Here is a 26,295-nt window from a genome sequence, read left to right as displayed (position 1 = left end):
AGCAGGTAAAATACGTGCATCATAGGAATTTTGTAAAAAACACAGACATGGTAGTAACACTAGAAGATGCCTTGAAAGAGTTAGGCTATGAACAGGAGGAATTAGAAAAAGTTATTCCCAGGAATCAACTAAACAAACAGCTCCGTTCAGCGGAGAAAATTTTATTGTATGAAGGGGCTTTGACGGGAATAGTAGACTGTACATCGATTACAGTTAACCATTATCAAAATAACTACCTTGTTGAATCTGAAAGAGTAATAAGAACAGAAATCTTACAATTACTTTTCTCTTTTATAGCATACACGCCAGAATTAAACAACAAAATTCTCAAAACAAACAGACTAAGAATAATAGATGCTCGTATATGCAATACAGCAGAAGATATATGGTACTCTGAACAAAATAAAAAAAAGTCAAATGTAAAGAGTAATTTGAATAGACCTAAAACAGTAAAAAGAGAATACTCCCTAGATTTAAGCGATACTACAATAAAAGTAGACCTTTGGTTCGAAAAATGTGATTTCAATAGTGGTATATCATTAAAAAATAGTAATATAGAAACTATTGTGTTTAAAGACTGTAAAATTGGTTATACAGAAACAAACGGAGGGCACATAAGCATAAATGGTAAAAACACGTACATAAATGGTGACTTTCGTATAGAATTAGAGAATAACTCATTATTTTCTAATTTAGACAATGATATATCAAATATTACAGACAGACCAATTGTTGATATATACGGCGATATCGTATTAAATGAAGCTCATCTTGGTGAGGATCTAATAATAAAATCATCAGCAAATAGGCCAATAAGATTAAATGGTGTTGTAAGTTTAGAAAATGCAAAAATATTATCAAATTTTATATTGTTCAATGCCGTCATAAACGGTGATTTAGATATAAAGTATATAATGTCAGATGTGATCAGTATCGATAATAATGTTATACTTGGTGATGTAAATTGTTTACTGGCGCAAATAAACAAGAGATTGAGTCTCAGATACAATAATATTATAGGTAGTGTTAATGGGAATGCACTAACATGTGATTTTCTTTTTCTACAAAATACAATAATATGGAATTCTTGTAATTTGATTAAAATATCAGTAAGAAATGACGTCTATTTTCAAGATACCTTTATTGTGAGTGAGTGGCAAACAGAAAACTCTAATAACATCTTTGATTTATACAAATCTTTAAATTTGTCTGGATCTAATGTGGGAGGAAATATGTACTTTTCAGAAGGTTTCATCTCCTTAGGTCAACTAAGTATAGATAACACTAAAGTTACGAAACAAGTTATATTTAGCGGAGGAACGTTTATAGATATAAGCACTTTCTTCGATAATCAGCATAACTTTGAATATTCGGCTATAAGTGCTCAATATGCAAATATTGATGGATTAGTTAGTTTCAATACGGCAAATACCAGGACAGATTGGGATCGGGTGCATTTCAAATTGTCGCTACGCGGCCATTGCGTAATTGAAGGGTTCGATATGTTTTCTAACCAACTCCCAGCGTTCGCTCATAAAGCAAGTGCGTAGATTTAGCACATGTTGAGCACCGGCCACACTCCAGCGTTGGCCCGATCGCTTCAGCCTTTTTTGGACCACCGTCCGGTGGGCTGATTCAATGGCTCCCGAACCGATTAACAGACCCCGCTTTTGATAACCCGCATAGTCCATCCGGTCGCGATTGGACTCCAGATAAGAACAAACTGAATCCCGTAAGCTCCTCTTCTAGCTAGCTAGGGTACAGCGGGTAGCGATCCGGTAACGGGGAGCCAATCTTGTAAAGCCGGTCACAGTTCGGATTGGGGTCTGCAACCCGACCCCATGAAGCTGGAATCGCTAGTAATCGCGCATCAGCCATGGCGCGGTGAATACGTTCCCGGACCTTGTACACACCGCCCGTCAAGCCATGGGAATTGGGGGGACCTGAAGGTCGGTATAATAGCCGGGCAAGGGTAAACTCGGTGACTAGGGCTAAGTCGTAACAAGGTAGCCGTACCGGAAGGTGCGGCTGGAACACCTCCTTTTTGGAGCCGATTGATGTATCGCCCAGGCGTGCATCGAGGAGTCGGGTTGAGTGCTGACGTTTGTTAAGGACATTGTCCGCTTCTTCGGGAGTGGACAAGCTGTTCTTTGACCTACAGGGAGAGACGTACAGCCGGGTAAGACCGCTGTACGGATAAAGCGACATTAACCTTCGGGTTAATGGAGTATGAGACGTGACATCAACAAGTAGAATACGCGTGTAGACACGCAGCAAAAGGGCGTCTGGGGGATGCCTAAGGCTTCTGATGGCGATGAAGGACGTGGCAAGCGACGAAACATTGCGGGGACCCGCTGGCAGGGGCTGATCCGCAGGTGTCCGAATGGGGCAACCCGGTGGTTTGAAGAACCATCACTCTGTAAAGAGGGCAAACGCGGAGAACTGAAACATCTAAGTACCCGCAGGAAGAGAAAACAATTGTGATTCCCTGAGTAGTGGCGAGCGAACGGGGAAGAGCCCAAACCATCTACGTTACGGCGTAGGCGGGGTAGTAGGACCCGACATCAAATCAACAACCGAACACGAATGACTTGGGAAAGTCAACCACAGGGGGTGAGAGTCCCGTAGTGGTCAGGGCGTTGATGGGTTGGGGATCCTGAGTAGGGGGGAACCGGAGAAATTCCCTCTGAATCGGCCGGCACCATCCGGTAAGGCTAAATACAATCAGAAGACCGATAGCGCAGAGTACCGTGAGGGAAAGGTGAAAAGTACGGGGAGTACCCGGGTGAAATAGATCCTGAAACCAGGCGCTTACAAGCGGTTGGAGCGTCCAGTGTGGCGTGACAGCGTGCCTTTTGCATAATGAGCCTACGAGTAACCGTCACTGGCGAGGTTAATCTTTTTGAAAAGAGAAGCCGAAGCGAAAGCGAGTCTGAACAGGGCGTCTAGTCAGTGGGGGTTGACGCGAAACTTGGTGATCTATCCCTGGCCAGGCTGAAGGGGTGGTAACACACCGTGGAGGGCCGAACCGATAAGCGTTGAAAAGCTTCCGGATGAGCTGGGGATAGGGGTGAAAGGCCAATCAAACTGAGAAATAGCTCGTACTCTCCGAAATGTTTTTAGGAACAGCGTTACGTGTTACTGTCTGTGAGGTAGAGCGACCAACAGGATGCGGGGGAGTCACATCCTACCAACTTCTGATGAACTCCGAATGCGCAGAGAGGTGCGTGGCAGTGAGGGCTTGGGTGCTAAGGTCCAAGTCCGAGAGGGGAACAACCCAGACCATCAGCTAAGGTCCCTAAGTGTGTGCTAAGTTGAACAAAGGCGGTCCGGCTGGGGGCGGGCGTCGATAATAAACGGGCATCAAGCACATCACCGAAGCTATGGACCTATACTTTGAGTATAGTGTGGTAGGAGAGCATTCCATGGGGGGTGAAGTTGGGGCGTGAGCCCTGGTGGACCGCATGGAAAAGCAAATGTAGGCATAAGTAACGAGAATGAGGATGAGAACTCCTCACACCGAAAAGCTAAGGTTTCCTCCGCGATGGCAGTCATCGGAGGGTTAGTCGGGGTCTAAGGAGCAGGCGAAGGCCGGGCTTTGAGGGGGAAGTGGTTAATATTCCACTACTATCTACGCAGGCAATATCCATGACGGAGTGCCGAAGGTGTTACGTCCTGACGGAATAGGGCGTTGAGATGAGGCTTCGGCTGAGTCTGGATACCCGTACCGTAAACCGACACAGGTAGCTGGGAAGAATATTCTAAGGTGCGCGAAAGAATCATGGTTAAGGAACTCGGCAAAATTACCCTGTAACTTCGGGATAAGGGGGGCCTACTCCGCGAGGGGAGGCTGCAGAGAAGACGCCCAGGCGACTGTTTACCAAAAACACAGGACTCTGCCAAAATGAAAGTTGACGCATAGGGTCTGACACCTGCCCGGTGCTGGAAGGTTAAGGGGGGAGCTTAGTCGCAAGGCGAAGGTTTGAACTGAAGCCCCAGTAAACGGCGGCCGTAACTATAACGGTCCTAAGGTAGCGAAATTCCTTGTCGGGTAAGTTCCGACCTGCACGAATGGTGTAACGATCTGGGCACTGTCTCAACCATGAGTTCGGTGAAATTGTAGTAGCGGTGAAGATGCCGCTTACCCGCCACGGGACGGAAAGACCCCGTGCACCTTTACTACAGCTTAACATTGAATGCCGGTCAGTCATGTGTAGGATAGGCGGGAGGAGTTGAAGTGGCGTCGCCAGGCGTCGTGGATCCAACCTTGAAATACCGCCCTTGGCTTACTGGCGTTCTAACTGGGAACAGGACGGTGTTTGGTGGGTAGTTTGACTGGGGTGGTCACCTCCGAAAGGGTAACGGAGGTTTCCCAAGGTTGGCTCATACCGGACGGTAATCGGTAGGGGAGTGCAATAGCAGAAGCCAGCTTGACAGTGAGGCCTACAAGCCGATCTGGGACGAAAGTCGGGTATAGTGATCCGGTGGTTCCGCATGGAAGGGCCATCGCTCAAAGGATAAAAGGTACGCCGGGGATAACAGGCTGATCTCCCCCAAGAGCTCACATCGACGGGGAGGTTTGGCACCTCGGGGTTCAGAACGTCGTGAGACAGTTCGGTCCCTATCTGTGGTGGGCGTGGGAATACTGACGGGATCTGTCCTTAGTACGAGAGGACCGGGATGGACTCACCGCTGGCGGATCAGTTATCATGCCGGTGGTATGGCTGAGTAGCTACGTGGGGATCAGATAAGCGCTGAAAGCATCTAAGTGCGAAACTGGCCTGAAGATGAGTGTTCCGGTATAAAGGGGTGTTGGAGACGACGACGTTGATAGGCGGCAGGTGTCAGCGGTGAGAGCCGTTTAGCCGAGCCGTACTAATGGCCCCGGTCGCGTGTTTATACATAGCTTTGCAACAAGCGATACCTATTCGCAAACATAAATCAGTTAGTAAGATAGAATCAGAGTCTCTCTCTGTGGGAAAAAAGACAAAGACATTGACTGTAAATAGTCAGAAGAGTCAATTAGGTTGGTGTAATTTAGGCGGGTGTTCACCTCTTCCATTTCGAACAGAGTCGTTAAGCCCCGTACTGCCGATGGTACTGCTGTCATAAGCGGGAGAGTAGGAAGATGCCACCTATTGAAACAGCGAAAGCCTGTCCATCCGGACAGGCTTTTTGCGTTTTAAGCCATTCTTCGCAAATAGATGGTCAACAGCATTGATGCATTAGTAGATCACTTATTTTTATGGCTTAATTTCTTTTTGAATTCAAAATAAGGATCTTCTATATAACTCAATGCGATCTTCTTTACTCACACTGGCATTTGTATGTTGTGCCATGATTTCTTCCTTTTCTCAATCAAATCAACAGAAAATTGATCCCGTCGATTTGATTAACCCACTTATGGGAACGGCTTCTAAACCAATCTTATCAACCGGGAATACATATCCAGCCATTACCTTGCCTTGGGGAATGAATTGCTGGATGCCCCAAACGGGAAAAATGGGTGATGGCTGGGCCTATACCTATGATGCTGATAAGCTTCGTGGGTTCAAACAAACGCACCAACCCAGCCCCTGGATAAATGACTATGGCCAGTTTGCTATTATGCCCATTACAGGCAAACTGCGTTTTAATGAAGATGAACGCGCTAGCTGGTTCTCACATAAATCAGAAATAGCTAAGCCCTACTATTACAAAGTTTATCTGGCTGACCACAACGTTACGACAGAAATCAGCCCGACAGAGCGGGCAGCTGCTTTACGGTTTACCTTTCCGGAAACAGAGGACGCATACGTAGTCATTGATGCATTAGATAAGGGTTCGTATGTAAAAGTTATTCCTGCCGAAAATAAAATCATTGGCTATACAACTAAAAACAGCGGTGGCGTACCGGCTAATTTTAAGAACTACTTTGTTATCCAGTTTAATACACCGTTTGCTAACACTGCTGTATGGCATGGTAAGCAGTTAGAACTAAAAGAACTTGAACAGAAAGCAGACCACGTTGGAGCTGTAGTCGGTTTTAAAACTAAAAAAGGCGAGCAGGTTTATGCTCGTGTGGCTTCTTCATTCATCAGTGCGGGACAGGCCGAGCGTAATCTGAACGAGATTGGCAGTGATTCATTTGACGCCGTTAAGGCTAAAGCAAAAGCGGTATGGAGCAAGGAACTAAGCCGGATAACGGCCGAAGGAGGTACTGACGAGCAGCTTCGCACTTTTTATTCGTGTCTATACCGGACAATGCTCTTTCCTAGGAAGTTTTATGAATTGGATAATACTAAAAAGGTAGTGCATTACAGCCCTTATAATGGTGAAGTATTACCCGGCTATATGTTCACTGATAATGGCTTTTGGGATACGTTTCGGGCTGCATTTCCGCTATTTAATTTAACGCAGCCAACTATGAACGCCCACATCATGGAAGGACTGGTGAATGCGTATAAAGAGAGTGGATTTTTGCCCGAATGGGCTAGTCCGGGGCACCGAGACTGTATGATTGGGTCAAATTCTGCGTCAATCATCGCCGATGCTTACTTAAAAGGTATTAGGGAAGGTTATGATATAAATACACTCTACGAGGCTATTCTAAAAAATACAGAAACGGAGGGCCCTTTCAGCTCGGTTGGCCGAAAAGGCGCGAGTTATTACAACAAGCTAGGCTATGTGCCCTATGATGTCAAGATTAATGAAAATGCGGCCCGAACGTTGGAATATGCTTACGACGACTTCACAATTTATCAATTGGCGAAGGAATTAAAGCGGCCACAGGCCGAATTAGACCGTTTTGCCAGACGTTCTCAAAACTACAGAAACCTGTTTGATCCTTCGACAAAACTGATGCGGGGCAAAAATGAGAACGGTACATTTCAGTCCTTGTTCAACCCGTTCAAATGGGGAGATGCTTTTACGGAAGGAAACAGCTGGCATTATACCTGGTCCGTTTTTCATGATATTCAGGGACTTGCCGATTTGATGGGTGGTCGAAAAGAATTTGTGAAAATGCTCGACTCCGTTTTTGTAGTACCGCCCGTTTTTGATGATTCGTACTACGGCTTTGTCATTCATGAAATCCGCGAGATGCAGATTATGAATATGGGTAATTACGCTCACGGCAACCAGCCGATTCAGCATATGATTTACCTGTACAATTATGCGGGACAACCCTGGAAAACGCAGTATTGGGCGCGTGAGGTGATGAATCGGATGTATCAACCTACGCCCGATGGCTATTGTGGCGATGAAGATAATGGGCAAACATCGGCTTGGTATGTGTTCTCAGCTATGGGTTTCTATCCAGTTTGTCCCGGTACAGACCAATATATATTAGGCGCACCACTGTTTAAAAAAATAGCGCTCAAGCTGGAAAATGGAAAGACACTAACGATAAACGCGCCTACAAACAGCGAGAAAAGCCGATACATCAAAGGACTTACAGTAAATGGCAAAACGTATAGTCCAAACTGGGTGAGCCATAAAGAGTTAATGCAGGGTGCTACGCTTAACTTTCAGATGACAGATAAACCAAATACCCAGCGCGGGACAAATACAGCTGATTTCCCGTTCTCGTTTTCGTCAGCTAAGTAGTAGTTAGGGCGAGTTCCGGGATACTATATGTTATCCCAGAACTCACTTATCATCTCCAGCACTTCGTCAACAGTGTCTGCTACAAGCAGAATAGACCGGTTCTCAGCTCTCAGAAAGCCATCGGCAACCATGCGGTCAAGCTGCTTAAGCATCAGATCGTAAAAGCCGTTTGTGTTGACAATCGCAACAGGCCCATCATACAGTTTGAGTTGTCGCCAGGCTAAAATCTCGAACAATTCGTCCATGGTTCCATAGCCGCCCGGTAAGGCAATTACTCCTTTTGATAGTTGTACCATTTTGAACTTCCGCTCGTGCATGGTTTCAACAAAGTGTAGTTCGGTGAGGGTTTGGTGAGCCACTTCCAGCTCAGCAAGAAAATTGGGAATTACGCCCGTCACTTCACCACCGTTTTGTAAAACAGCGTTGGCGACATTGCCCATAAGACCAAAACCGCCCCCGCCATAAATCAGGCGGATACTATTGGCCGCCATTTTCTCGCCGAGTTCAGTGGCAACCTCGTTATATAATGGGTTTACGCCGAGACTCGACGCACAGTAAACGACAATACTTTGCATAGGTGTGATTCTGAGTAGGAGGATAAAGCTCGTATTAAATAAGTTGGTCTGCCAGCATGTTCAAATCCAACCCATCAAAATTGCCGGAACTCATTAACAGAAAAACGCTGGCTACATCACGTTGTTGAATGAGGTGAGCCAGTAAATCGTCGGCCTTATTGAACACAAGTAGTCCCGGCTTTCCAAAAGCAGCAAGCACATAGTCGGCCGTGATAGCCTCTGAATTTACATCTGAGGCATTTTTGCTGATATAGACGATACCTTGATCAGCCATATCTAATGTACCTCTATACTGCTCTAAAAACGCTTTATTAAGGCTGCTGAATGTAGATAGCTCAACAACGGCTACTAATTTCCAATTCGGATACTGGTGTTTTACTGCTTCAGTAGTGGCTTCTACTTTAACTGGTGAATGGGCAAAGTCACGGAATAAAATGCGTTGACTGCTTTCGGCGACTTTTTCCAGCCGCATGGACACGTTTCTAAACGTTGGAATGGCTTCGTAAAACTGTTCTTCAGTAATGCCAATCCGGTCGCAAACGGTCATGGCACCAGAAATATTCTTCAGGTTATATTGGCCAAATACCTGTACAGGAACCTTCGCTCCTTTCTTGGTCAGTAAAATCGTCTTTCCTTCAACCGTAGTAGCAGGATGCGGCAAATAAGGAATCTTGGTTATATCGGTGCGATCTTTCTGACCAATAATATCAAGCATATCGTCAGACTCATCGAAAATCAAAATACCCGCTTTAGGCATTGCTTCGGCCAGTGACTCAAAGGCGTCGACATATTCGTCCCAGGTTGGATAAATATTAACATGGTCCCAGGCAATGCCGCTGATGAGGGCAATGTGGGGTTGATAATGCAGAAATTTTGGACGGGAGTCGATAGGTGACGATGGGTATTCATCGCCCTCAAGAATAATGACCGGCGCATCGGGTGTGAGCTGGGCCATCGTCTCGAACCCATCAATTTGCTCGCCAGCAAGAAAATCGAATTTGCGGTTATGATACTTCAGGACGTGCAGAATCATGGCCGTGATGGTCGTTTTGCCATGACTACCGGCAATAACTACCCGCTGTTTATGCTGGCTTTGCAGGTACATAAACTCAGGGTACGAATAAATGGGTAAACCCAGCTCCTGCGCTTTAACGAGTTCAGGGTTGTCTTTACTAGCATGCATTCCAACGATAACAGCATTCAGATCTGTAGTTATTTTTTCGGGAAACCAGCCCGTTTTGGGGGGTAATAAGCCGTGTTGCAGCAAACGGGTTCGCGATGGATCATAGATTTCATCATCAGAGCCCGAAATGGTATAGCCTTGTTGGTGAAGCGTCAGGGCGAGATTATGCATGGCACTGCCGCCAATAGAAATAAAATGGATAACCTGAGACATTCGGTAAAAATCAATCAGTGACGAAGGACAAAAGTAGACGTTCTTTTTGGTTTGATGAAAGAAGATAATTCATCGGCTCAAGAAGCATGTTTCTGTAATATTAATTTTAGGTCATTTTCGAATCAAACCCCCTACTTTTTCGTTGACTATCGTACGAATAAACTTCGCTTGGAAAGCCGGAATGCCGGACCACCATTTTTCCGGATGAAATTCGCACCTGTTTTTTTTAACACAACCGCATCTGCGGACTACCCCCATTTTATGCGTCGAACGTAGGGATGAAGACATACTATGACCTGATTGACCAGACGTTTGAATTCCCGACACGGGAGTTTAATGTCGAGAACAATGAACTGATGTTCAATAATGTCCCCCTGATGGACATTGTCAAGGAGTACGGCACGCCCTTGAAACTGACGTATTTACCGAAAATCACGGAGCATATTGACCACGCTAAATTGCTGTTCAAGAATGCCATGAAACGGTACAACTACAAGGGAAACTACACGTATTGCTATTGTACCAAGTCGTCGCACTTTCGGTTTGTGCTCGATGAAGTTCTTAAGAACAATGTACATCTCGAAACGTCATCGGCCTATGATATCCAGATTATCAGGGAATTGTACAAAGCAGATAAGGTCAACAAGAGTACATATATTATCTGCAATGGCTATAAACGGCCACTCTACACCCAATACATTAGCGAGTTAATTAACGAGGGATTTACCAATTGCATTCCGGTTCTTGATAACCTGAAAGAAATTGAAGCATACGAAAATTCCATAACTGCTGATACAGTTAATTTTGGCATTCGTATCGCTACGGATGAAGAACCTAATTTTGCGTTCTATACGTCACGTTTAGGGGTTCGGTATAGTGATGTTAATGAGTTATACCGCAGTAAAATCCAGCCGAATGAGAAGTTTAAGCTGAAAATGCTGCACTTCTTTATCAATACGGGTATAAAAGACAGCGCCTACTACTGGAGCGAATTAAGCCGGTTCATGTACAAATACTGCGAACTGCGGAAAATTTGTCCTGACCTCGACTCTATCGATATTGGTGGCGGTATGCCCATTCAAACGTCGTTCCAGTTTACTTACGATTACCAGGCCATGATCGATCAGATCGTGGAAAGTATCCAATGGATCTGTAATAAAAGTAACGTACCGGTTCCGCATATTTTTACGGAATTTGGCTCATATACGGTTGGCGAAAGCGGAGCAGTTATTTACAAAGTAATTGATCAGAAGTTGCAAAACGACAAGGAATTGTGGTACATGATCGACGGATCGTTCATTACGCAATTGCCTGACTCGTGGGGCCTTGGTCAGAAATACATCATGCTATCGGTTAACAACTGGGAGAATCCATACCAAAAAGTCAACCTGGGTGGATTAACCTGCGATTCGCACGATTTTTATAATACGGAAGCCCACAGCGCCGATTTGTACCTGCCCATTTTTGATCAGGATACCGAAGATCAGTATATTGGTCTGTTCCATACGGGTGCTTATCAGGAGTCGCTGGGTGGTTATGGTGGTATTCAACACTGCCTCATACCCGCGCCACAGCACGTTATTGTTGATAAAGACGAAGAAGGTAACCTGCGGACCCGCTTATTTGCGCCAGAGCAAAATAGTGAAGTGATGCTCAAGATTTTGGGCTACGGTGACGCAGAACCCGGCATGACTGAACTCGAAGCAACCGAAGCGGCTGAAGAGCGCGAAGAAGAAGCCGAATTAATAAAAGAGGAGAATTAGTTTTTTGTCAGGCTGGCACAGATAAGCCAGCCTAACAAAAAATCAGTTACTCGTACAGTTTTTGGCACTATATTCGTTTATCAATCTGAGGGTTAGGGATAAACAGAACTATATATTCATGAAAAAATTACTGATACTTGGTGCGGTACTGGCGACGTTATCGCTTGGATCCTGTTCGCGAAAGGCAAACTGCCCTGCATACGGAAGTGTGCAGAAACCTGTGTCAGGACAGGTTCGGGCATAGAAAAAGACGTTAAGAAAAAAGACCTCTCGCTTTCTAGGCTAGAGGTCTTTTTTCTTATTAGACTGGTTTTTTGTCATATTCCAGTACAAACCGGGATGCTTCCAGCAAACTGGTGGCACTGCCATCACATTCGGTAAAGATTTGCGGTTCGTGCGAGATTCGGACTGTGCGTACACCAACGCGTTTACCTGCCTGCATATCGCGTAGAGCATCGCCAATCATCCAGGAATTGTCGGGTTGAATATTGTATTTCGCCATTGCCTTTTCGAGCATCAGCGAGCCAGGTTTACGGGTGAGCGACTCGGTATCGTATTTGGGGTGGTGTGGACAATAATAAATATCATCAATTAACTGACCACATTGATTCTGCAAGTAATTGTAACAGGCCATCACATCATCACGCGTATAAAGACCTCGGGCAATGCCTGCCTGATTGGTAATAACAATGAGCAAATACCCGGCGTCTTTCAATAGACGAAGTGCTTCGGGAACACCATCGGGAATAATAAAATCCTCTACCCGGTATACATAGTCCGTGCGATCTTCATTAAGTACGCCGTCGCGGTCTAGAAAAATACACTTGTTCATTGATGACATGAATGGTTATAGAAAAAGCAATAATACAATTATTTGATCAAATAATTGTATTATTGCTTTAAAAAATTATTGTTAAATTAGTTAATCGTCCTCAATACGAGCATTTCAATACCTGATACAATATGAGTGATCTATTAACTATACGCCCATATCCTTTAATCGTTGCTCTAGTGCCTGAATTTTAGCATCGGCATCGGCCAATTTTTGGCGTTCGCGCTCAACGAGTTCAGGCTTGGCATTGGCTACAAATTTTTCGTTCGATAGCTTTTTGAGCGTCGACTCCCGGAAACCAATGTTGTAGTCCAGTTCCTTTCGGGTATTGGCAATTTCCTGTTCAACGTCAACTTCTCCGGCAATATTGACAAAAAACTCATCGCCTTTAATCAGGAACGAAAGTGCCAGAGAGGAATTTGCACTGGACTCGCTCTTCGCTTTACCGCTGACATAGCTGATTGCCGAAACATTGGCCATTTTCTTCACCAGCGTTTCGAGCTTACTAAAGCGATCGAGCGTAGTTGTTTTGATCGCCAGGGGAAGTTCGGTTTTGGGTGAAATCTGCTTGGCATTCCGAATGTTGCGAACGTTCGAGATCATCTCGAACAGGGTCTCAAAATCGGTTAGCGTTTGCTCGTCAACATTTCCAGTTTTTGGGAAGGGAGCGATACAAATACTATCACCTTCTTTCCGTTCACGAATATCTTGCCAGATTTCTTCTGTAATAAACGGCATGAATGGGTGCGCCAACGCCATGAGCCGCTCAAAGAAATTGATCGTAGCCTCATACGTTTCCCGGTCGATAGGTTGCGAAGTGCCAGCTTCAGTGTCAAATGGCGGCTTGATGAGTTCGAGGTACTGCGAACAAAAATCATCCCAGATGAGCTTGTAAACGGCCTGCAACGCATCCGAAATACGGAATTTGCTGAAATCGTCTTCAATCTGAATCAGCGTCGCATTCAATTTCGATTCAAACCATTGAATGGGTAATGATTGATGAGTCGATACCGACGTTTCAGCAACCGTCCACCCTTTCACAAGCCGAAACGCATTCCAGATTTTGTTGCTGAAATTCCGTCCCTGCTCCACCAGTTTCTCGTCGAACATCAGGTCATTACCCGCTGCCGAACTGAATAACATACCTGTACGAACACCATCGGCTCCATATTGATCGATGAGATCGAGCGGATCGGGGGAGTTTCCCAGTGACTTCGACATTTTACGACCCAGCTTATCGCGGACGATACCAGTGAGGTAAACGTTCTTAAACGGCGCTTCTCCCCGGTATTCATACCCGGCAATGATCATCCGGGCCACCCAGAAAAACAGGATTTCAGGAGCCGTAACCAGGTCATTCGTCGGGTAATAGTAATTGATGTCGGCGTTGTTCGGGTCTTTTAAGCCATCGAAAACCGACATAGGCCATAACCACGACGAGAACCAGGTGTCCAGTACGTCTTCGTCCTGCGTCAGGTCGGCTTCGGTCATGGCAAACAGCAATTTTTCATGCTGCACTTTCTCCAGAGCCTCATGCTTGTTTTTGGCCACGATAACCGTACCGTCCTGCATGTAAAAGGCCGGAATCCGCTGGCCCCACCATAGTTGGCGGCTTATGCACCAGTCGTGTACGTTCTCCATCCAGGAACGATACATATTTTTGAACTTCGGTGGGACGAGTTGGATGGTATCGTCCATAACGTTCTTGAGCGCAGGCTTCGACAGCTCGTCCATTTTCAGGAACCACTGCAAGGATAGTTTCGGCTCAATAACCGCTCCCGTCCTTTCTGACGTGCCAACGTTCGATTTGTACTCTTCGGTTTTTTCCAGATTACCTGACTCTTCCAGCAATTTGATAATGGCTTTCCGGGCCGCAAAGCGATCCATTCCCACCAAAATCTGAGCCTTCTCATTCAATGTTCCATCATCATTCAGTGTGTCCAGCACAGGCAAGTTATGCGTAATACCCAGCGCGTAGTCATTTGGATCATGGGCGGGCGTAACTTTCAGGCCACCCGTTCCGAAGTCCATCGTTACATACTCATCTGTAATAATGGGAATTTCACGATTGATCAGCGGGATTATGGCTTTCCGACCATGCAAGTGCTTGTACCGCTCGTCGTTGGGGTTGACGGCAATAGCGGCATCGGCCATGATTGTCTCGGGCCGAACGGTGGCAATCGTAATAAAATCCTGCCCGTTGCTTCCAGCAATCTCGTACCGAATGTAAACCAGTTTTTGTTGAATTTCTTTAGTGATAACTTCTTCGTCCGATACGGCCGTGCGACCTTGTGGGTCCCAGTTAACCATGCGCACGCCCCGATAAATCTGCCCTTTTTCGTAGAGGTCAACAAACACGTCGATAACGGAATCGTACAAAGGCGGCTCCATCGTGAAACGGGTGCGGTCCCAATCGCAGGAAGCACCGAGTTTACGAAGTTGCGACAGAATGATGCCGCCGTATTTATGCGTCCATTCCCAGGCGTATTCCAGAAACTCTTCGCGGGTCAAATCTTTCTTACTAATGCCCCGTTCTTTCAGCATAGCCACCACTTTGGCTTCGGTCGCAATGCTCGCATGGTCGGTTCCAGGCACCCAACAGGCGTTTTTACCTTCCATACGTGCCTTCCGAACCAGCACGTCCTGAATGGTATTGTTGAGCATGTGGCCCATGTGCAACACACCCGTCACGTTTGGTGGCGGAATAACAACGGTATAAGGCTCACGCTCATCCGGCGTAGACTTAAAAAATTGATTGTCAAGCCAATATTGATACCACTTGGCTTCAATCTCTTGGGGGGCGTATGTCTTTGAAATCATAAATCAGTTGAAATGCTGTCTCCTACTACCGGGCAGAAAGCCCAAATGGTAAAAACCGATGGTGAGGAACACAGATAAAAAGCAAAATTAACTAAATTGGGTAGGGCGAAAAAACGAAAGCCTATGTTTGGCAGTTTTACGTTTACACTTCATGAATAGGCGAATATGGAATTCGGAAAAATACATAACCTGGACACCGTTAATTTTAAGCTACCACCCGGAGCCGCTTTTAACGGACGTATCTGGGCCGCCGTCGAACCGCTGCCCGTCAGCGACCGGACTAAGCCGTCGGTTTTTATTGGCGGACCTATTTGGGCTAACAAAGATTATGTAGGAAAAGTATATCCAAGCCACGCCAAAGACCGGGATTTCCTGCATTATTATACCCGGCAGTTCAACACAATTGAGCTAAACCTGACGCATTATCAGATTCCCACCTTAGGAATGATTGAGAAATGGAAAGCCGAAGCTACGGATGGATTTACGTATTGCCCTAAGTTTCCGCAGGCCATTAGTCACGAGCGTCATTTAATTGCTACCGAGGGATTGACCGAAGAATTTGTCAATGCCGCGCTGAGTCTGGAAGAATTTCTGGGCATGACATTTTTGCAACTGCCACCCACGTTTGGCCCCGATAAATGGCCTGTTCTGGAAGCCTATCTCAGAAGCCTGCCTGACGAACTCGATGTAGCCGTTGAATTTCGCCATCCTGACTGGTTCAGTAAAGCAGCCGTCTGGCAACAAACGCTCGAACGACTCTATGGCCTGCATCGGCACGTAGTTATTACAGATGTTGCCGGTCGGCGGGATGTGTTGCACATGGGTCTAAGTAGCCCCGTTCTAACACTGCGGTTCATTGCCAATGAAGGCCACCCGACGGATTATAGTCGCACTGATGCCTGGGTGCAGCGGCTGAAAACCTGGTTCGACAAGGGGCTTCAAAAAGCCTATTTATTTGTTCACGGCGGTGGCGACAATGATACTGCGCCCGAACTTATTTTGTACTGGATTCGAGAACTTAACAAGCATTGTAACCTCAACCTGCATGAACCTGTTTTGCAACCGAAAGTGGTGCAGGGAAGTTTGTTTTGATTTACAGGCCCCAGCTTTTACCTTTGCTGTATGATTTCGCAAGCAACAAACCATCTGCATCACCATTCTGAGCGGTAACGCAGCAGAACAAGATGCTCGTGTTTGTGAATTCGGTGAGATATCCCTGATTACCACAATATACAAAGCCCGGTTCTGCTAAGGAACTGGGCTTTTTTACTATGAAAACTGTCATTATCAAATACAACGCGGGCAACGTTCAGTCGGTGATGTACGCGCTGGAACGGCTGGGAGCCAGTTATCTGCTTACCGACGATGAAGCCGAAATTCGCTCGGCCGATAAGGTTATCTTTCCCGGCGTGGGCGAAGCCAGTACCGCTATGGCCTACCTGCGTGAACGGGGATTGGACAGACTGATTCCATCCCTCAAGCAGCCAGTGTTGGGTACCTGCGTGGGTATGCAGCTTATGTGCCGCCATTCGGAAGAGAACGATACAACCTGCATGGGCATATTTGATATTGACGTTCGGCGATTTCCGACCCGCCGTGGAGACGGTCAGCCTGAATTTAAGGTACCGCATACGGGTTGGAATAACATTCATACGTTGCGTGGGCCACTAACGGAAGGCTTGCCGGATAATGCCTATGTTTATTTCGTACACAGTTATGCCGCCGATGTGTGCCCCGAAACAACCGCCATTTGCGATTATGTTCGGCCATTCAGCGCCATGCTGCACCGGGATAATTTCTATGCAGCCCAGTTCCACGCTGAAATCAGTGGAAACGTTGGACAACAGATTTTAGAGAACTTTTTGACATTATAAATAACCACGGAGGGCATAGAGTTTTTGCACGGAGAACACAGGGTTCTCTGTATTCTCCGTGAATCCTCCGTTTACTCTGTGTTTAAGAAATGCATATTATTCCCGCTATTGACCTGATTGGAGGCAAAGCCGTTCGACTGACCCAGGGCGACTACAATCAGAAGAAAGAATACAACGCCCGACCGCTTGATGTTGCTCAGGAATTTGAAGGCGCTGGCCTGACCCGCCTGCATTTGGTTGATCTTGATGGAGCCAAAGAAAAGAAAGTGATAAACTGGAAGGTGCTGGAATTGATTACGTCAAAAACCAGTCTGCACGTCGATTTCGGCGGTGGCGTTCAGTCTGACGAAGATTTGCGGATTGTTTTTGAGTGCGGTGCCAAACAAGTAACGGGTGGCAGCATTGCCGTAAAAGACCCGGACCAGATGGAGCGCTGGCTTTCGCGGCTCGGTTCTGAAAAGCTCATTCTGGGCGCTGATGCTAAAAACGAAAAAATAGCTGTCAGCGGTTGGGAAGAAGGCACCGATGTCTGGATTTACGACTTCCTTCAGAAATGGGTTGAAAAGGAGATTAAGTACGTCATCAGTACCGATGTAGCAAAAGATGGCCTGTTGCAGGGTCCTTCGTTCGATCTCTACCGAAACATGCAGGACCAGTTTCCGAACCTGAATATTATTGCCAGTGGGGGCGTCAGCAATATGGCCGACATTGAAACACTTGCCGATATGGGTGTTTATGGCGTCATTGTTGGCAAGGCGATTTATGAGGGACGGGTGACGTTGAAAGAGTTGCAGAAGATTAGCGGGATATAAAAACCATGGGACGGCTGTTACTTTTATTGTGGTTTTCGCTGCTACTAATCCCCGAAGTATTTGCACATGTTTCGTCTGATTCGACGGTGAAGAGAATATTTCCAAAACTGACTAAACAGATAGGCTTGAAGGAACCTAACCTAGAGGCCGATGAATATGAAGTGCTAATCTGGTACCGGCAGGGCCTGCGATTTGGTGATGCTCAAGCAGTGTACGTTTTGCATAAAACAGAGAAACTGTTCACAGTAGTAAAATATATTATTGATTCAAATCAACGAGGCTTTCAATCTGCTAAACGATGGAAACCGACCGTTACCACTACGCTGGCTTTGTGGCAAAGACTTTTGAAACAAAATATCCTCACTTTGCCGAATGAATCTACTGTATTCGACCGATTATATCCTAAATCAAGGCCATCGCCACCTGTAGATACAGTTCAAACTGGAATGCAGGCAGATGGAAGTTTTACGGTTAAGGGATACAGGACGGAAAGAAGGCGAAGCCTTTTTACAGATGGAGACAGTTATTCATTTGAGTTATTTGGGCCAAATAATTATCGTGTTTATAGTTACAGCAATCCTGATGCTTATCTTAGAGATGAACCTAAGTGTGAAGAGTTACAGAATGTAGTTGGTATTTTGAATGATTTGAATCTGCTGTTTCGTTCTGATAAATTGGGAAAAGAACAGGCCAAGGCTATTAATAAAGATTAAAATGAATTCCGATTACACCATTAGCGATGACAAATCGAAACTCAATCTTGAGGTGATTCACCGCTTTTTGAGTCAGGAAGCGTATTGGTGCAAGAACATTCCGGTTGAGATTGTCCAGCGGTCCATTGAGAACTCGCTTTGTTTCGGTGTTTATCAGGGCGATGAGCAGGTTGGGTTTGCCAGGGTCATTACTGATTCGGCTACATTCGGCTATCTGGCTGATGTGTTCATTTTGCCAGAGCACCGAGGTAAGGGATTATCGAAACAATTGATGACTCACATTATGGCGTATCCACCCTTACAGGGCCTGCGCCGACTTATGCTGGTTACATTTGATGCTCACGGCTTATACGAGCAATTTGGTTTCAAACCAATTGATACGCCCGAAAATACGATGTCTATTAAAGCTTTTACCGAGTACTAATGCTGACAAAACGAATCATTCCCTGCCTCGATATTAAAGACGGTCGCACCGTAAAAGGAACCAACTTCGTTAACCTCCGCGATGCTGGCGACCCAGTTGCTCTTGCCGCCATTTATGCCGAAGAAGGTGCCGACGAGCTTGTCTTTCTGGACATTACGGCCACTGTCGATGAGCGTAAAACGCTTATTGAACTCGTGCGTAACGTGGCGCATACCATCAATATACCCTTTACAGTTGGCGGAGGAATCTCATCGGTTGCCGATGTGTCGGCTTTGCTCAACGCAGGTGCCGATAAAATTTCGATCAACTCATCAGCCGTTCGTAACCCGGATTTGATAAACCAACTGGCGCTGGAGTTTGGGAGTCAGTGTGTGGTGGTCGCCATTGATACGCGCTTTGTAAATGGCGAGCACATCGTTCACACGCATGGCGGACGCAAGCCAACCGAGTTACGCACAATTGCCTGGGCCAGGGAACTGGAAAATAGGGGAGCGGGCGAAATTCTGTTGACCTCAATGGATACCGATGGCACCAAAGCGGGATTTGCTCTTGAACTGACCGCTCAGATTTCGGGAGCCGCTAATATTCCGGTCATCGCATCGGGTGGGGCGGGTACGATGGATCACTTTGTCGATGTATTCACCACCGGTAAAGCCGACGCTGGACTAGCCGCCAGTATCTTCCACTTTAAAGAGATTGGTATTCCCGATCTGAAAGGGTATTTGCGGGAGAAAGGTATTGAAATGCGGATTACGAGTTAAATGTACCAAACAGCTTCTAGCTGTTTGGTACCTTAAAACTTAAACCCTAAATCCAGCGAGACAACCCGGTTTTTTGACGTCAGGTCACTCCCCCGCGCCACGTTAACTAAGCCGCGCTGATAACTCATCCCAATGTTAAACGCGTTGTTCTGGTTGATTTTGTATTGTACGCCCGCACCTAGCAGCAACTCTATATCTCCGAAGCCATACTGCCGTCGGGTACCGCCACTTTCAGCCATATAAAGGCCGTTTCGGGCTGGCTCTACAGCATGCTCAGCTAATTTGATGCTTAATAAGCCACCTGTTTGAATGTACAGACGCATGTTGGGACCAATGTTATTGGCAAACAACTTCACCGTTGCCGGAATTTGCAGGTACTGCAAATTGTAAATAGACTCTTTTTCGGGTGCGCCGGGATTCCAGACGGTTTGACCAAACGAACCGGGCATCTGAAAACCTGACCGCTTTATGGTGTAAAAAAGACCCGTACTAAATGCGTAGCGGTCCTTGAAGAAAAAGTAATCGAGCGTTGGGCCAACACTCATCCGAACGCCTGCGCCGTTGTTGCGAAACCCTGCATACGTGCCGTTTCCTTCGGCTGTGTTAATGTCGAGCGATGGGGCAAAGCGAATACCCATTTCGATCAGGTGACTGGGCCACTGATAATCGGGGCCGGAGCCATAGCCGTTATTTTCTGCCTGGTTGTCTGTTGTTGTCTGTTGTTTCTTCCGACGGCGTTTGCGGTCGTCGTCATATTCTTTACGATTCTTGTCCTGACCGTCATAATTATCACCCAATATTTTACGGAATCGCTTCTCCGTAACGCTCGATTCCTTTGTTCTCATCTGGTATAAAGCGGGCGATGTAGACTGCGACCAGGCGCTGCCAGCCACCATTATGACCAAAATCAATCCAAACCCTGCAACTTTTTTCATAATTTTGCACGTTTTCTATATTGAAAACACGTGATTTTCATGCAAATACGATTGGCCATTGTAGGCCTTTTTTGTCTCTTTTTGGTGTCTTCCTGTACTAAAAATGAAGACGTTGCCCTTATCCGGCTTGATCAACAACTCTTTTCCGCTAAATCGCCCGATAGCGTTCGGGCCTTGCTCAATCGGAATCAGGCTGTCTCTCAATTGTACTTTAACGCGAATGGAGCCGGAAATGATACGGCACTCATTCATGATTTGACCAACCGGGTCAATAACCCGGCCCTTAATGAACTCAATAACCAGATTCAGGCCGAGTACGGCGACATGGCCGATCTGAAAAAACAACTGGCCGAAGCCTTTACGAACATCAAAAAAGATTTTCCCGACTTCAAAGCACCCAAAGTAGCTACCATCGTAACGGGTTTTCTTGGCCCTGATCTGGTCGTTACCGACAGCCTTGTTGTTATCGGAATCGACTATTTTGCCGGACCAAAAGCCAAATACCGCCCACCAGGACAAGAGTTTCCGCAATACATCCTTCGCCGATATCAGAAAGAATACATCGTTCCGGCTATTGTCTTCGCCATCTCCGACAAATACAATGCAACCAATCGGGCCGACCAAACGATGCTGGCCGATATGGTGTATTATGGCAAAGGGTATGTATTTACAAAAGCAATGCTACCTGAAGTCGCCGACAGTCTGGTTATCGGTTATTCAGACAAACAATTGACCGAAACGTTTAATGCACAAGATGTTGTCTGGGCTCATTTTATTGATAATCAATTGTTATACCAAACAAGTCCTGCAATAAAACAGCGATATTTGAACGAGCGGCCCTTTACTGCCGAAATCGGACAAGCGTGTCCCGGTGCCATTGGTCGTTGGGTAGGCTGGCGAATTGTAGGGCGGTATCATGAAGAACACAGTGGCGTATCTGTTCCGGACTTGATGCGGAACGCCGACGCCCGACAAATTTTTGAACAGTCAGGTTATAAAGGACAGAAAGAATAGTGAATTAGTGATAGTAGTAAATTAAGTGTGGTAGTCAATTGTCCTGGAAAAACTACTGCACTCACTTCACAACTACACCATTCCACCAAAAATAATGGCAAAAAGGGGAGGAAGTTTTGGCGAAGAAGCCAACGAGGAAGATAAAAAGAAGTTTAGTCGCGATGGGTTCAAAAAAGCCCTGAGCATATTCCGCTTCGTAAAACCCTATCGGGTTCAATACATAATCGGGTTTGTGTTCCTGATCCTGTCGACGGGTACAACCATGAGTTTCGGGTTGCTCATCGGGCAGATTACGAGCGTTATTCAGGGGAAATCGGCCTTTACGCTGAATCAGGTCACCCTGTTTTTTGTGGGGGTTCTGGTTGCACAGGCTATTTTCTCGTTCTTTCGGATTTATTTTTTCTCGCAGGTGAGCGAGCGGGCAATGGCCGATGTACGTCGGGCGGCTTACAGCAAAATTATTACCCTACCCATTCCGTTCTTCGAGAAACGGCGTGTGGGCGAATTAACGAGCCGGATCTCTGCCGATATTTCGCAGTTACAGGATGTGCTGACATTGACCGTTGCTGAACTGTTTCGGCAGGTGGGTACGCTGACCATTGGTACCGCAATCATTTTTTACGTTTCCTGGAAGCTGACGCTGTTTATGCTCGCAACTTTCCCGGTCATCATCGTAGCCGCCATGTTCTTCGGGCGGTTCATTCGCAAACTGTCGAAGAAGGCGCAGGATTTGCTGGCCCAAGCCAATATAATCGTTGAGGAAACGCTTCAGTCAGTGAACGTAGTGAAGGCGTTTACGAATGAAAAACTGGAAATAAACCGATACGGCAGTGCCTTACAACTGGTTGTCAATACGGCTTTGCACGCAGCCCGCTACCGGGGTATATTCGTTTCCTTCGTGATCTTTGCACTCTTCGGGGGTATCATTGGCGTGGTCTGGTATGGCGGTTCGCTGGTTATGTCAAACGAAATGCCCTTTGCCGACCTACTGACATTTATTGTTTACACAACCTTTATCGGCGGCTCCGTAGCGGGCATGGGCGATCTATACGCTCAGTTGCAAAAAACAATTGGCTCATCGGAACGGATTCTGGAAATTCTGGAAGAACCATCCGAAGTTGATGCCGCTGAGGAAACGCCCTTGTTTGTTCCGGTACTGGGTCATGTTCAGTTTAACGATGTTCGGTTCTCATACCCATCCCGCCCGGATATCGCCGTGTTGAAAGGCATCTCGCTCGATGTGGCTGCCGGACGGAAAATTGCTCTGGTTGGACAAAGTGGAGCTGGGAAATCGACAATTGTCCAGTTGCTGATGCGCTATTATCAAATTGCCAGCGGCAAAATCACCGTCGATGATCGCGACCTGTCGGGCTTCAACGTAACGGAACTACGTAAAAACATTGCTGTCGTACCGCAGGAGGTAATGCTATTTGGCGGTACAATTCTGGAAAATATTCAATATGGTAAACCCGGCGCATCGGAAACGGAAGTACGCGAAGCAGCTCGGAAAGCCAATGCGTTACAATTTATTGACTCGTTCCCCGAAGGTTTACAGACCATTGTTGGCGAACGGGGCGTTAAACTATCGGGTGGTCAGCGACAACGAATTGCTATTGCGCGTGCCATTTTGAAAGATCCCGCCATTCTGATTCTGGACGAAGCAACAAGTTCGCTTGATGCCGAGTCGGAGCGGCTGGTTCAGGAAGCCCTAGATATTCTGATGCAAAACCGGACAACGATCATCATTGCTCACCGACTGGCTACCATCCGCAAAGTAGATATGATTTACGTGATGCGCGAAGGCCAGATTGCCGAATCGGGTACGCACGATGAACTGGCAACCCAGGAGGACGGCATCTACGCAAATCTGGTTAAATTGCAGTTTGAGACAACAGAATAATGAGTAATTGACAATGCATAATGTATAATGTATAATGAGGGCTACAGAAAAATTGGTCAACTTCCATTATTGGTTATACATTTTTCATTATACATTTTCCATTCATAAATCATGACCCCTGCCTATAAAACCTTGAAAGACTTCAACCTCCGTCATACCAATGGCCGGGAGGAGGTGCTCGATTTGTTTCTGAACGCAGGTCACGCACTGGCGCATAACGATGTCGAAAACGGCCTTGGTTCTGATCACGACCGCGTAACGATTTATCGGACGCTCCGCACGTTTTTAGACAAAGGTCTTTTGCACAAGGTGCTGGATGATGAAGGCGGCACTAAATATGCCCTTTGCCGCGACAACTGTTCGGCTGGTCATCACCACCACGACCATGTACACTTCAAGTGCGAAACCTGCGGTCAAACGACGTGTTTGGATAAAGTCAGTATTCCGTCTATCGCCTTGCCAGAGGGCTATAATCGTAAGGAAATGAACCTGCTCATACAGGGTGTATGTCAGGAGTGTAATAAGTAATTGATTGTTTTTGTCATGCTGACGAAGGAAGCATCTTCGGCAGCGACACTAAACTTCTAGCTACCGAAGATGCTTCCTTCGTCAGCATGACAAAACTCCCGAATGCCCCCGGAAACAACTTTTCTCGAACGCCAACAGCAATTCAGTCAGAAAGAACAGGCTGCTCAACGAAAACACAATCAATTAGCGTTCTGGCGGCTTATCTGGTTTGTGGGAAGCATAGCCGCCGTTTGGGGACTTGCCCGGCTTGATCAACAACTGGCCGCCGTTGGTGCCTTATTGGTCGGCCTCATCGGCTTTCTGGTATTACTCAAAATGCACCAGCGCGTTAAATACGAACGCGATTTGAACCATCAACTGGTGTTTGTTAATCAGGACGAAGCAGCCCGTCTGAAACGCCAGTATCTGCGTCCCGAAACTGGCGAGCAATTTGCTAGCCCCACCCATTACTATGCCGGTGATCTCGACGTGTTTGGAAAGCACTCTCTTTTTCGTCTCTTAAACCGCACTCATACCTACGATGGCCAGAAACGGCTGTCTGCCTGGCTCAAAGCACCTTCGTTACCCGATTCCATCCGATTACGCCAGGAGGCCGCAGCAGAGCTTAATCCGCAAATTGACTGGCGTCAGCAGTTTGAAGCTTTAGCGTATGTTGAACCGACAATCAGCCAATCGCCCGAAGCGCTTATGGAATGGGCAACTGCCGAAACATCGCCGGTGCCAGGTTACCTAACGATTGTTCGCTTTGTCTTCCCTGTCATTACGCTAAGTTTGTTTGTTGCCTGGCTACTGGGTTATGTACAGGGTGCCGCTGTACTACTGGCATTGGCCGGACATGCGTTAGTACTTACGCAAACATCGGCGAAGGCCAAAGAAGTGAGCGAACAGACTTTCGAGATCTCAACTGCACTAAAGGCATTTCGGGCTCTTTTACAGCAAGCCGAACAACTCAACGGCAAAACGGTTCGGTTGCGGGCTATTCATCAGGAACTAACAGCCGACAAACAATCGGCTTCAGAAGCGATCGGGCAACTGGGCCGATTGACCGAAGGCTTGAATTTTCGGCGAAACCCCTATTTCTTTTTATTGTTTGGTGTAGCAACGCTTTGGGACATTCACTACCTGCTTCGACTCGAACGCTGGCGGCAAACCTATGGGCCCGTGCTTAATTACTGGCTCGACGCTCTTGGCGAACTGGAAGCCCTGAATAGCCTGGCCGGTTTCTCGTTTGCGCACCCGTCGTATGCTACGCCTGACATCGTCGATGATGAGTTTGTCCTGGAAATTACATCGGCAGCACATCCATTGTTGGCTCAGAATAATAGTGTTGCCAACTCGCTCATCGTAAGAGGTTCTGGTAAAACCATCTTGATTACCGGCTCCAATATGTCGGGGAAAAGTACGTTTCTGCGCACGGTGGGTACAAATGTCGTGCTGGCGCTGGCAGGAGCTGTTGTGCGAGCCGAGCGGTTCTGGTGTTCGCCCGTGCAGGTGTTTACAAGCATGCGTACACAGGACTCACTTGAGGAAAGTACCTCGTCGTTTTATGCCGAACTCAAGCGGCTTCAAACCCTTATTGGCCTGACAAAAGCTGATAAATCACCGAAGGGTTTGCCTGTTCTTTATTTTCTGGATGAAATTCTGAAGGGTACTAACTCCGCCGACCGTCATCGGGGCGCAGAGGCACTTATTAGGCAGCTACACCACACAACGGCTTCGGGCTTTGTTTCAACTCACGATCTTGAGTTAGGCCAGTTAACGGATGCCGACGGCTTCGTTCGCAATTATCACTTCCAATCCGATCTTAACAACGGCGAACTCGTGTTTGATTACAAACTTCGCGACGGCATTTGCAAGAGTTTCAATGCCAGCCAGCTCATGCGGGCCATTGGTATAGAAATGGATGCCGTAAAGAAATAATGTAGGTACCAAACAGCATCTTGCTGTTTGTGGGAAGTATTATAAACGCTATAAACAGCAAGATGCTGTTTGGTACTTAAGGGCCCGTCTGGTTTAAATCCAAAACAACCCTGTTTAACTCTTGTTAGATTTAGTGAAAGCAGTATATTTGCTGTCATAATAATAGTATGCTTGCATACTATTATTATGACAGCAAATTAGTTTTCTAGTCTGATGATTGCAAAAAGGAAATACTTGAGACAATGGGCCATAAAAAAGCCTTCCCGATTGGGAAGGCTCGCGTTAGGGTGGTGGTGATGGACGGAATCGAACCGCCGACACAAGGATTTTCAGTCCTTCGTAAAATGATTTTATATGGTCTGATATGATTCGATATTGCTGATTTTGAGTAGCTTAGCGCTCACATTAATACACAAGATTCCGGGCTAAACCACCTCTTGT

At 46.5% G+C, this 26,295-nt stretch carries 18 protein-coding genes, 1 tRNA gene, 2 rRNA genes and 1 other annotated feature; of the genes, 15 read left to right on the top strand and 6 right to left on the bottom strand.

The window, feature by feature from the left end:
• The first annotated feature begins 47 nt into the window (after positions 1-47).
• The 4 genes from CWM47_RS38560 (at position 48) to CWM47_RS35640 (ending at position 7,587) form a co-directional block, all read left to right on the top strand.
• Positions 48-1,550: a hypothetical protein gene (locus CWM47_RS38560; protein ID WP_157816169.1), complete on the top strand. Its 1,503-nt coding sequence runs from the start codon at positions 48-50 to the stop codon at positions 1,548-1,550.
• A gap of 133 nt (positions 1,551-1,683) precedes the next feature.
• Positions 1,684-2,031, top strand: a sequence feature (16S ribosomal RNA rRNA prediction is too short).
• Positions 2,032-2,264: 233 nt separating this feature from the next.
• Positions 2,265-4,900, top strand: a 23S ribosomal RNA gene (locus tag CWM47_RS35650).
• A gap of 126 nt (positions 4,901-5,026) precedes the next feature.
• Positions 5,027-5,137: ribosomal RNA gene (gene rrf / locus CWM47_RS35645) — 5S ribosomal RNA — on the top strand.
• A 158-nt stretch (positions 5,138-5,295) separates the two neighbouring features.
• Positions 5,296-7,587, top strand: a complete 2,292-nt coding sequence (locus CWM47_RS35640; RefSeq protein ID WP_100993250.1) for a GH92 family glycosyl hydrolase — start codon at positions 5,296-5,298, stop codon at positions 7,585-7,587.
• Between the two features lie 23 nt (positions 7,588-7,610).
• On the opposite strand, the gene CWM47_RS35635 is transcribed toward CWM47_RS35640, so the two are convergent.
• On the bottom strand, positions 7,611-8,162 hold the full coding sequence (locus CWM47_RS35635) for an LOG family protein (protein WP_100993249.1): 552 nt from the start codon (positions 8,160-8,162) through the stop codon (positions 7,611-7,613).
• A gap of 34 nt (positions 8,163-8,196) precedes the next feature.
• The gene (locus CWM47_RS35630; protein ID WP_100993248.1) at positions 8,197-9,558 is read right to left on the bottom strand and encodes a UDP-N-acetylmuramate--L-alanine ligase; all 1,362 of its coding nucleotides are present in this window, start codon (positions 9,556-9,558) and stop codon (positions 8,197-8,199) included.
• Between the two features lie 278 nt (positions 9,559-9,836).
• On the opposite strand from CWM47_RS35630, the gene CWM47_RS35620 reads away from it, so the two are divergent.
• Positions 9,837-11,321: a type III PLP-dependent enzyme domain-containing protein gene (locus CWM47_RS35620; protein WP_100993246.1), complete on the top strand. Its 1,485-nt coding sequence runs from the start codon at positions 9,837-9,839 to the stop codon at positions 11,319-11,321.
• Between the two features lie 301 nt (positions 11,322-11,622).
• Here CWM47_RS35620 and CWM47_RS35615 read toward each other — a convergent pair whose 3' ends face one another.
• Together CWM47_RS35615 and CWM47_RS35610 are read right to left on the bottom strand one after the other, a co-directional pair.
• Positions 11,623-12,153: a D-glycero-alpha-D-manno-heptose-1,7-bisphosphate 7-phosphatase gene (locus CWM47_RS35615; RefSeq protein WP_100994178.1), complete on the bottom strand. Its 531-nt coding sequence runs from the start codon at positions 12,151-12,153 to the stop codon at positions 11,623-11,625.
• Positions 12,154-12,300: 147 nt separating this feature from the next.
• The gene (locus tag CWM47_RS35610; protein ID WP_100993245.1) at positions 12,301-14,973 is read right to left on the bottom strand and encodes a valine--tRNA ligase; all 2,673 of its coding nucleotides are present in this window, start codon (positions 14,971-14,973) and stop codon (positions 12,301-12,303) included.
• Positions 14,974-15,138: 165 nt separating this feature from the next.
• Between CWM47_RS35610 and CWM47_RS35605 the strand changes: the two genes are divergently transcribed.
• The 6 genes from CWM47_RS35605 (at position 15,139) to hisF (ending at position 19,557) form a co-directional block, all read left to right on the top strand.
• Complete coding sequence (locus CWM47_RS35605) at positions 15,139-16,065, top strand: DUF72 domain-containing protein (RefSeq protein ID WP_100993244.1); 927 nt, start codon at positions 15,139-15,141, stop codon at positions 16,063-16,065.
• Between the two features lie 179 nt (positions 16,066-16,244).
• Positions 16,245-16,847, top strand: a complete 603-nt coding sequence (hisH, locus tag CWM47_RS35600; protein ID WP_100993243.1) for an imidazole glycerol phosphate synthase subunit HisH — start codon at positions 16,245-16,247, stop codon at positions 16,845-16,847.
• An 89-nt stretch (positions 16,848-16,936) separates the two neighbouring features.
• Positions 16,937-17,659 carry a 1-(5-phosphoribosyl)-5-[(5-phosphoribosylamino)methylideneamino]imidazole-4-carboxamide isomerase gene (gene hisA, locus CWM47_RS35595; RefSeq protein ID WP_100993242.1) on the top strand — a complete coding sequence of 241 codons (723 nt, stop codon included), beginning with the start codon at positions 16,937-16,939 and terminating at the stop codon, positions 17,657-17,659.
• Positions 17,660-17,745: 86 nt separating this feature from the next.
• Positions 17,746-18,372 carry a hypothetical protein gene (locus CWM47_RS35590; protein ID WP_206170575.1) on the top strand — a complete coding sequence of 209 codons (627 nt, stop codon included), beginning with the start codon at positions 17,746-17,748 and terminating at the stop codon, positions 18,370-18,372.
• Position 18,373: 1 nt separating this feature from the next.
• Complete coding sequence (locus CWM47_RS35585; protein WP_100993240.1) at positions 18,374-18,796, top strand: GNAT family N-acetyltransferase; 423 nt, start codon at positions 18,374-18,376, stop codon at positions 18,794-18,796.
• Positions 18,796-19,557 carry an imidazole glycerol phosphate synthase subunit HisF gene (hisF, locus tag CWM47_RS35580; protein WP_100993239.1) on the top strand — a complete coding sequence of 254 codons (762 nt, stop codon included), beginning with the start codon at positions 18,796-18,798 and terminating at the stop codon, positions 19,555-19,557. The genes CWM47_RS35585 and hisF overlap by 1 nt, the downstream gene beginning before the upstream one ends.
• 32 nt (positions 19,558-19,589) lie before the next feature.
• Here hisF and CWM47_RS35575 read toward each other — a convergent pair whose 3' ends face one another.
• Positions 19,590-20,492 carry a porin family protein gene (locus tag CWM47_RS35575; protein WP_100993238.1) on the bottom strand — a complete coding sequence of 301 codons (903 nt, stop codon included), beginning with the start codon at positions 20,490-20,492 and terminating at the stop codon, positions 19,590-19,592.
• A gap of 39 nt (positions 20,493-20,531) precedes the next feature.
• Between CWM47_RS35575 and gldB the strand changes: the two genes are divergently transcribed.
• The 4 genes from gldB to CWM47_RS35555 all read left to right on the top strand — a co-directional run bounded on the left by gldB (position 20,532) and on the right by CWM47_RS35555 (position 25,854).
• Positions 20,532-21,506, top strand: a complete 975-nt coding sequence (gene gldB, locus CWM47_RS35570; protein WP_100993237.1) for a gliding motility lipoprotein GldB — start codon at positions 20,532-20,534, stop codon at positions 21,504-21,506.
• Between the two features lie 94 nt (positions 21,507-21,600).
• On the top strand, positions 21,601-23,406 hold the full coding sequence (locus tag CWM47_RS35565; RefSeq protein ID WP_100993236.1) for an ABC transporter ATP-binding protein: 1,806 nt from the start codon (positions 21,601-21,603) through the stop codon (positions 23,404-23,406).
• Positions 23,407-23,517: 111 nt separating this feature from the next.
• Positions 23,518-23,934, top strand: coding sequence for a Fur family transcriptional regulator (locus CWM47_RS35560; protein ID WP_100993235.1), 417 nt, complete (start codon positions 23,518-23,520; stop codon positions 23,932-23,934).
• A gap of 102 nt (positions 23,935-24,036) precedes the next feature.
• Entirely contained in the window at positions 24,037-25,854 is a 1,818-nt protein-coding gene (locus CWM47_RS35555) for a MutS-related protein (RefSeq protein WP_100993234.1), read from the top strand.
• Between the two features lie 288 nt (positions 25,855-26,142).
• On the opposite strand, the gene CWM47_RS38555 is transcribed toward CWM47_RS35555, so the two are convergent.
• Positions 26,143-26,288: transfer RNA gene (locus tag CWM47_RS38555), tRNA-Phe, on the bottom strand.
• Positions 26,289-26,295: the final 7 nt, after the last annotated feature.

Origin of the sequence: Spirosoma pollinicola (genome assembly GCF_002831565.1) — a bacterium.
Lineage (GTDB): Bacteria > Bacteroidota > Bacteroidia > Cytophagales > Spirosomataceae > Spirosoma > Spirosoma pollinicola.
This window is presented reverse-complemented; position numbering and strand designations above follow the sequence as displayed.

What these genes read in the sequence shown, in the direction of transcription:
- CWM47_RS38560 (WP_157816169.1), top strand. Translation starts at nt 48, where the DNA reads ATGGTAGTAACACTAGAAGATGCCTTGAAAGAGTTAGGCTATGAACAG.
- CWM47_RS35640 (WP_100993250.1), top strand. Translation starts at nt 5,296, where the DNA reads ATGCGATCTTCTTTACTCACACTGGCATTTGTATGTTGTGCCATGATT.
- CWM47_RS35635 (WP_100993249.1), bottom strand. Translation starts at nt 8,162, where the DNA reads ATGCAAAGTATTGTCGTTTACTGTGCGTCGAGTCTCGGCGTAAACCCA.
- CWM47_RS35630 (WP_100993248.1), bottom strand. Translation starts at nt 9,558, where the DNA reads ATGTCTCAGGTTATCCATTTTATTTCTATTGGCGGCAGTGCCATGCAT.
- CWM47_RS35620 (WP_100993246.1), top strand. Translation starts at nt 9,837, where the DNA reads ATGAAGACATACTATGACCTGATTGACCAGACGTTTGAATTCCCGACA.
- CWM47_RS35615 (WP_100994178.1), bottom strand. Translation starts at nt 12,153, where the DNA reads ATGAACAAGTGTATTTTTCTAGACCGCGACGGCGTACTTAATGAAGAT.
- CWM47_RS35610 (WP_100993245.1), bottom strand. Translation starts at nt 14,973, where the DNA reads ATGATTTCAAAGACATACGCCCCCCAAGAGATTGAAGCCAAGTGGTAT.
- CWM47_RS35605 (WP_100993244.1), top strand. Translation starts at nt 15,139, where the DNA reads ATGGAATTCGGAAAAATACATAACCTGGACACCGTTAATTTTAAGCTA.
- hisH (WP_100993243.1), top strand. Translation starts at nt 16,245, where the DNA reads ATGAAAACTGTCATTATCAAATACAACGCGGGCAACGTTCAGTCGGTG.
- hisA (WP_100993242.1), top strand. Translation starts at nt 16,937, where the DNA reads ATGCATATTATTCCCGCTATTGACCTGATTGGAGGCAAAGCCGTTCGA.
- CWM47_RS35585 (WP_100993240.1), top strand. Translation starts at nt 18,374, where the DNA reads ATGAATTCCGATTACACCATTAGCGATGACAAATCGAAACTCAATCTT.
- hisF (WP_100993239.1), top strand. Translation starts at nt 18,796, where the DNA reads ATGCTGACAAAACGAATCATTCCCTGCCTCGATATTAAAGACGGTCGC.
- CWM47_RS35575 (WP_100993238.1), bottom strand. Translation starts at nt 20,492, where the DNA reads ATGAAAAAAGTTGCAGGGTTTGGATTGATTTTGGTCATAATGGTGGCT.
- gldB (WP_100993237.1), top strand. Translation starts at nt 20,532, where the DNA reads ATGCAAATACGATTGGCCATTGTAGGCCTTTTTTGTCTCTTTTTGGTG.
- CWM47_RS35565 (WP_100993236.1), top strand. Translation starts at nt 21,601, where the DNA reads ATGGCAAAAAGGGGAGGAAGTTTTGGCGAAGAAGCCAACGAGGAAGAT.
- CWM47_RS35560 (WP_100993235.1), top strand. Translation starts at nt 23,518, where the DNA reads ATGACCCCTGCCTATAAAACCTTGAAAGACTTCAACCTCCGTCATACC.
- CWM47_RS35555 (WP_100993234.1), top strand. Translation starts at nt 24,037, where the DNA reads ATGCCCCCGGAAACAACTTTTCTCGAACGCCAACAGCAATTCAGTCAG.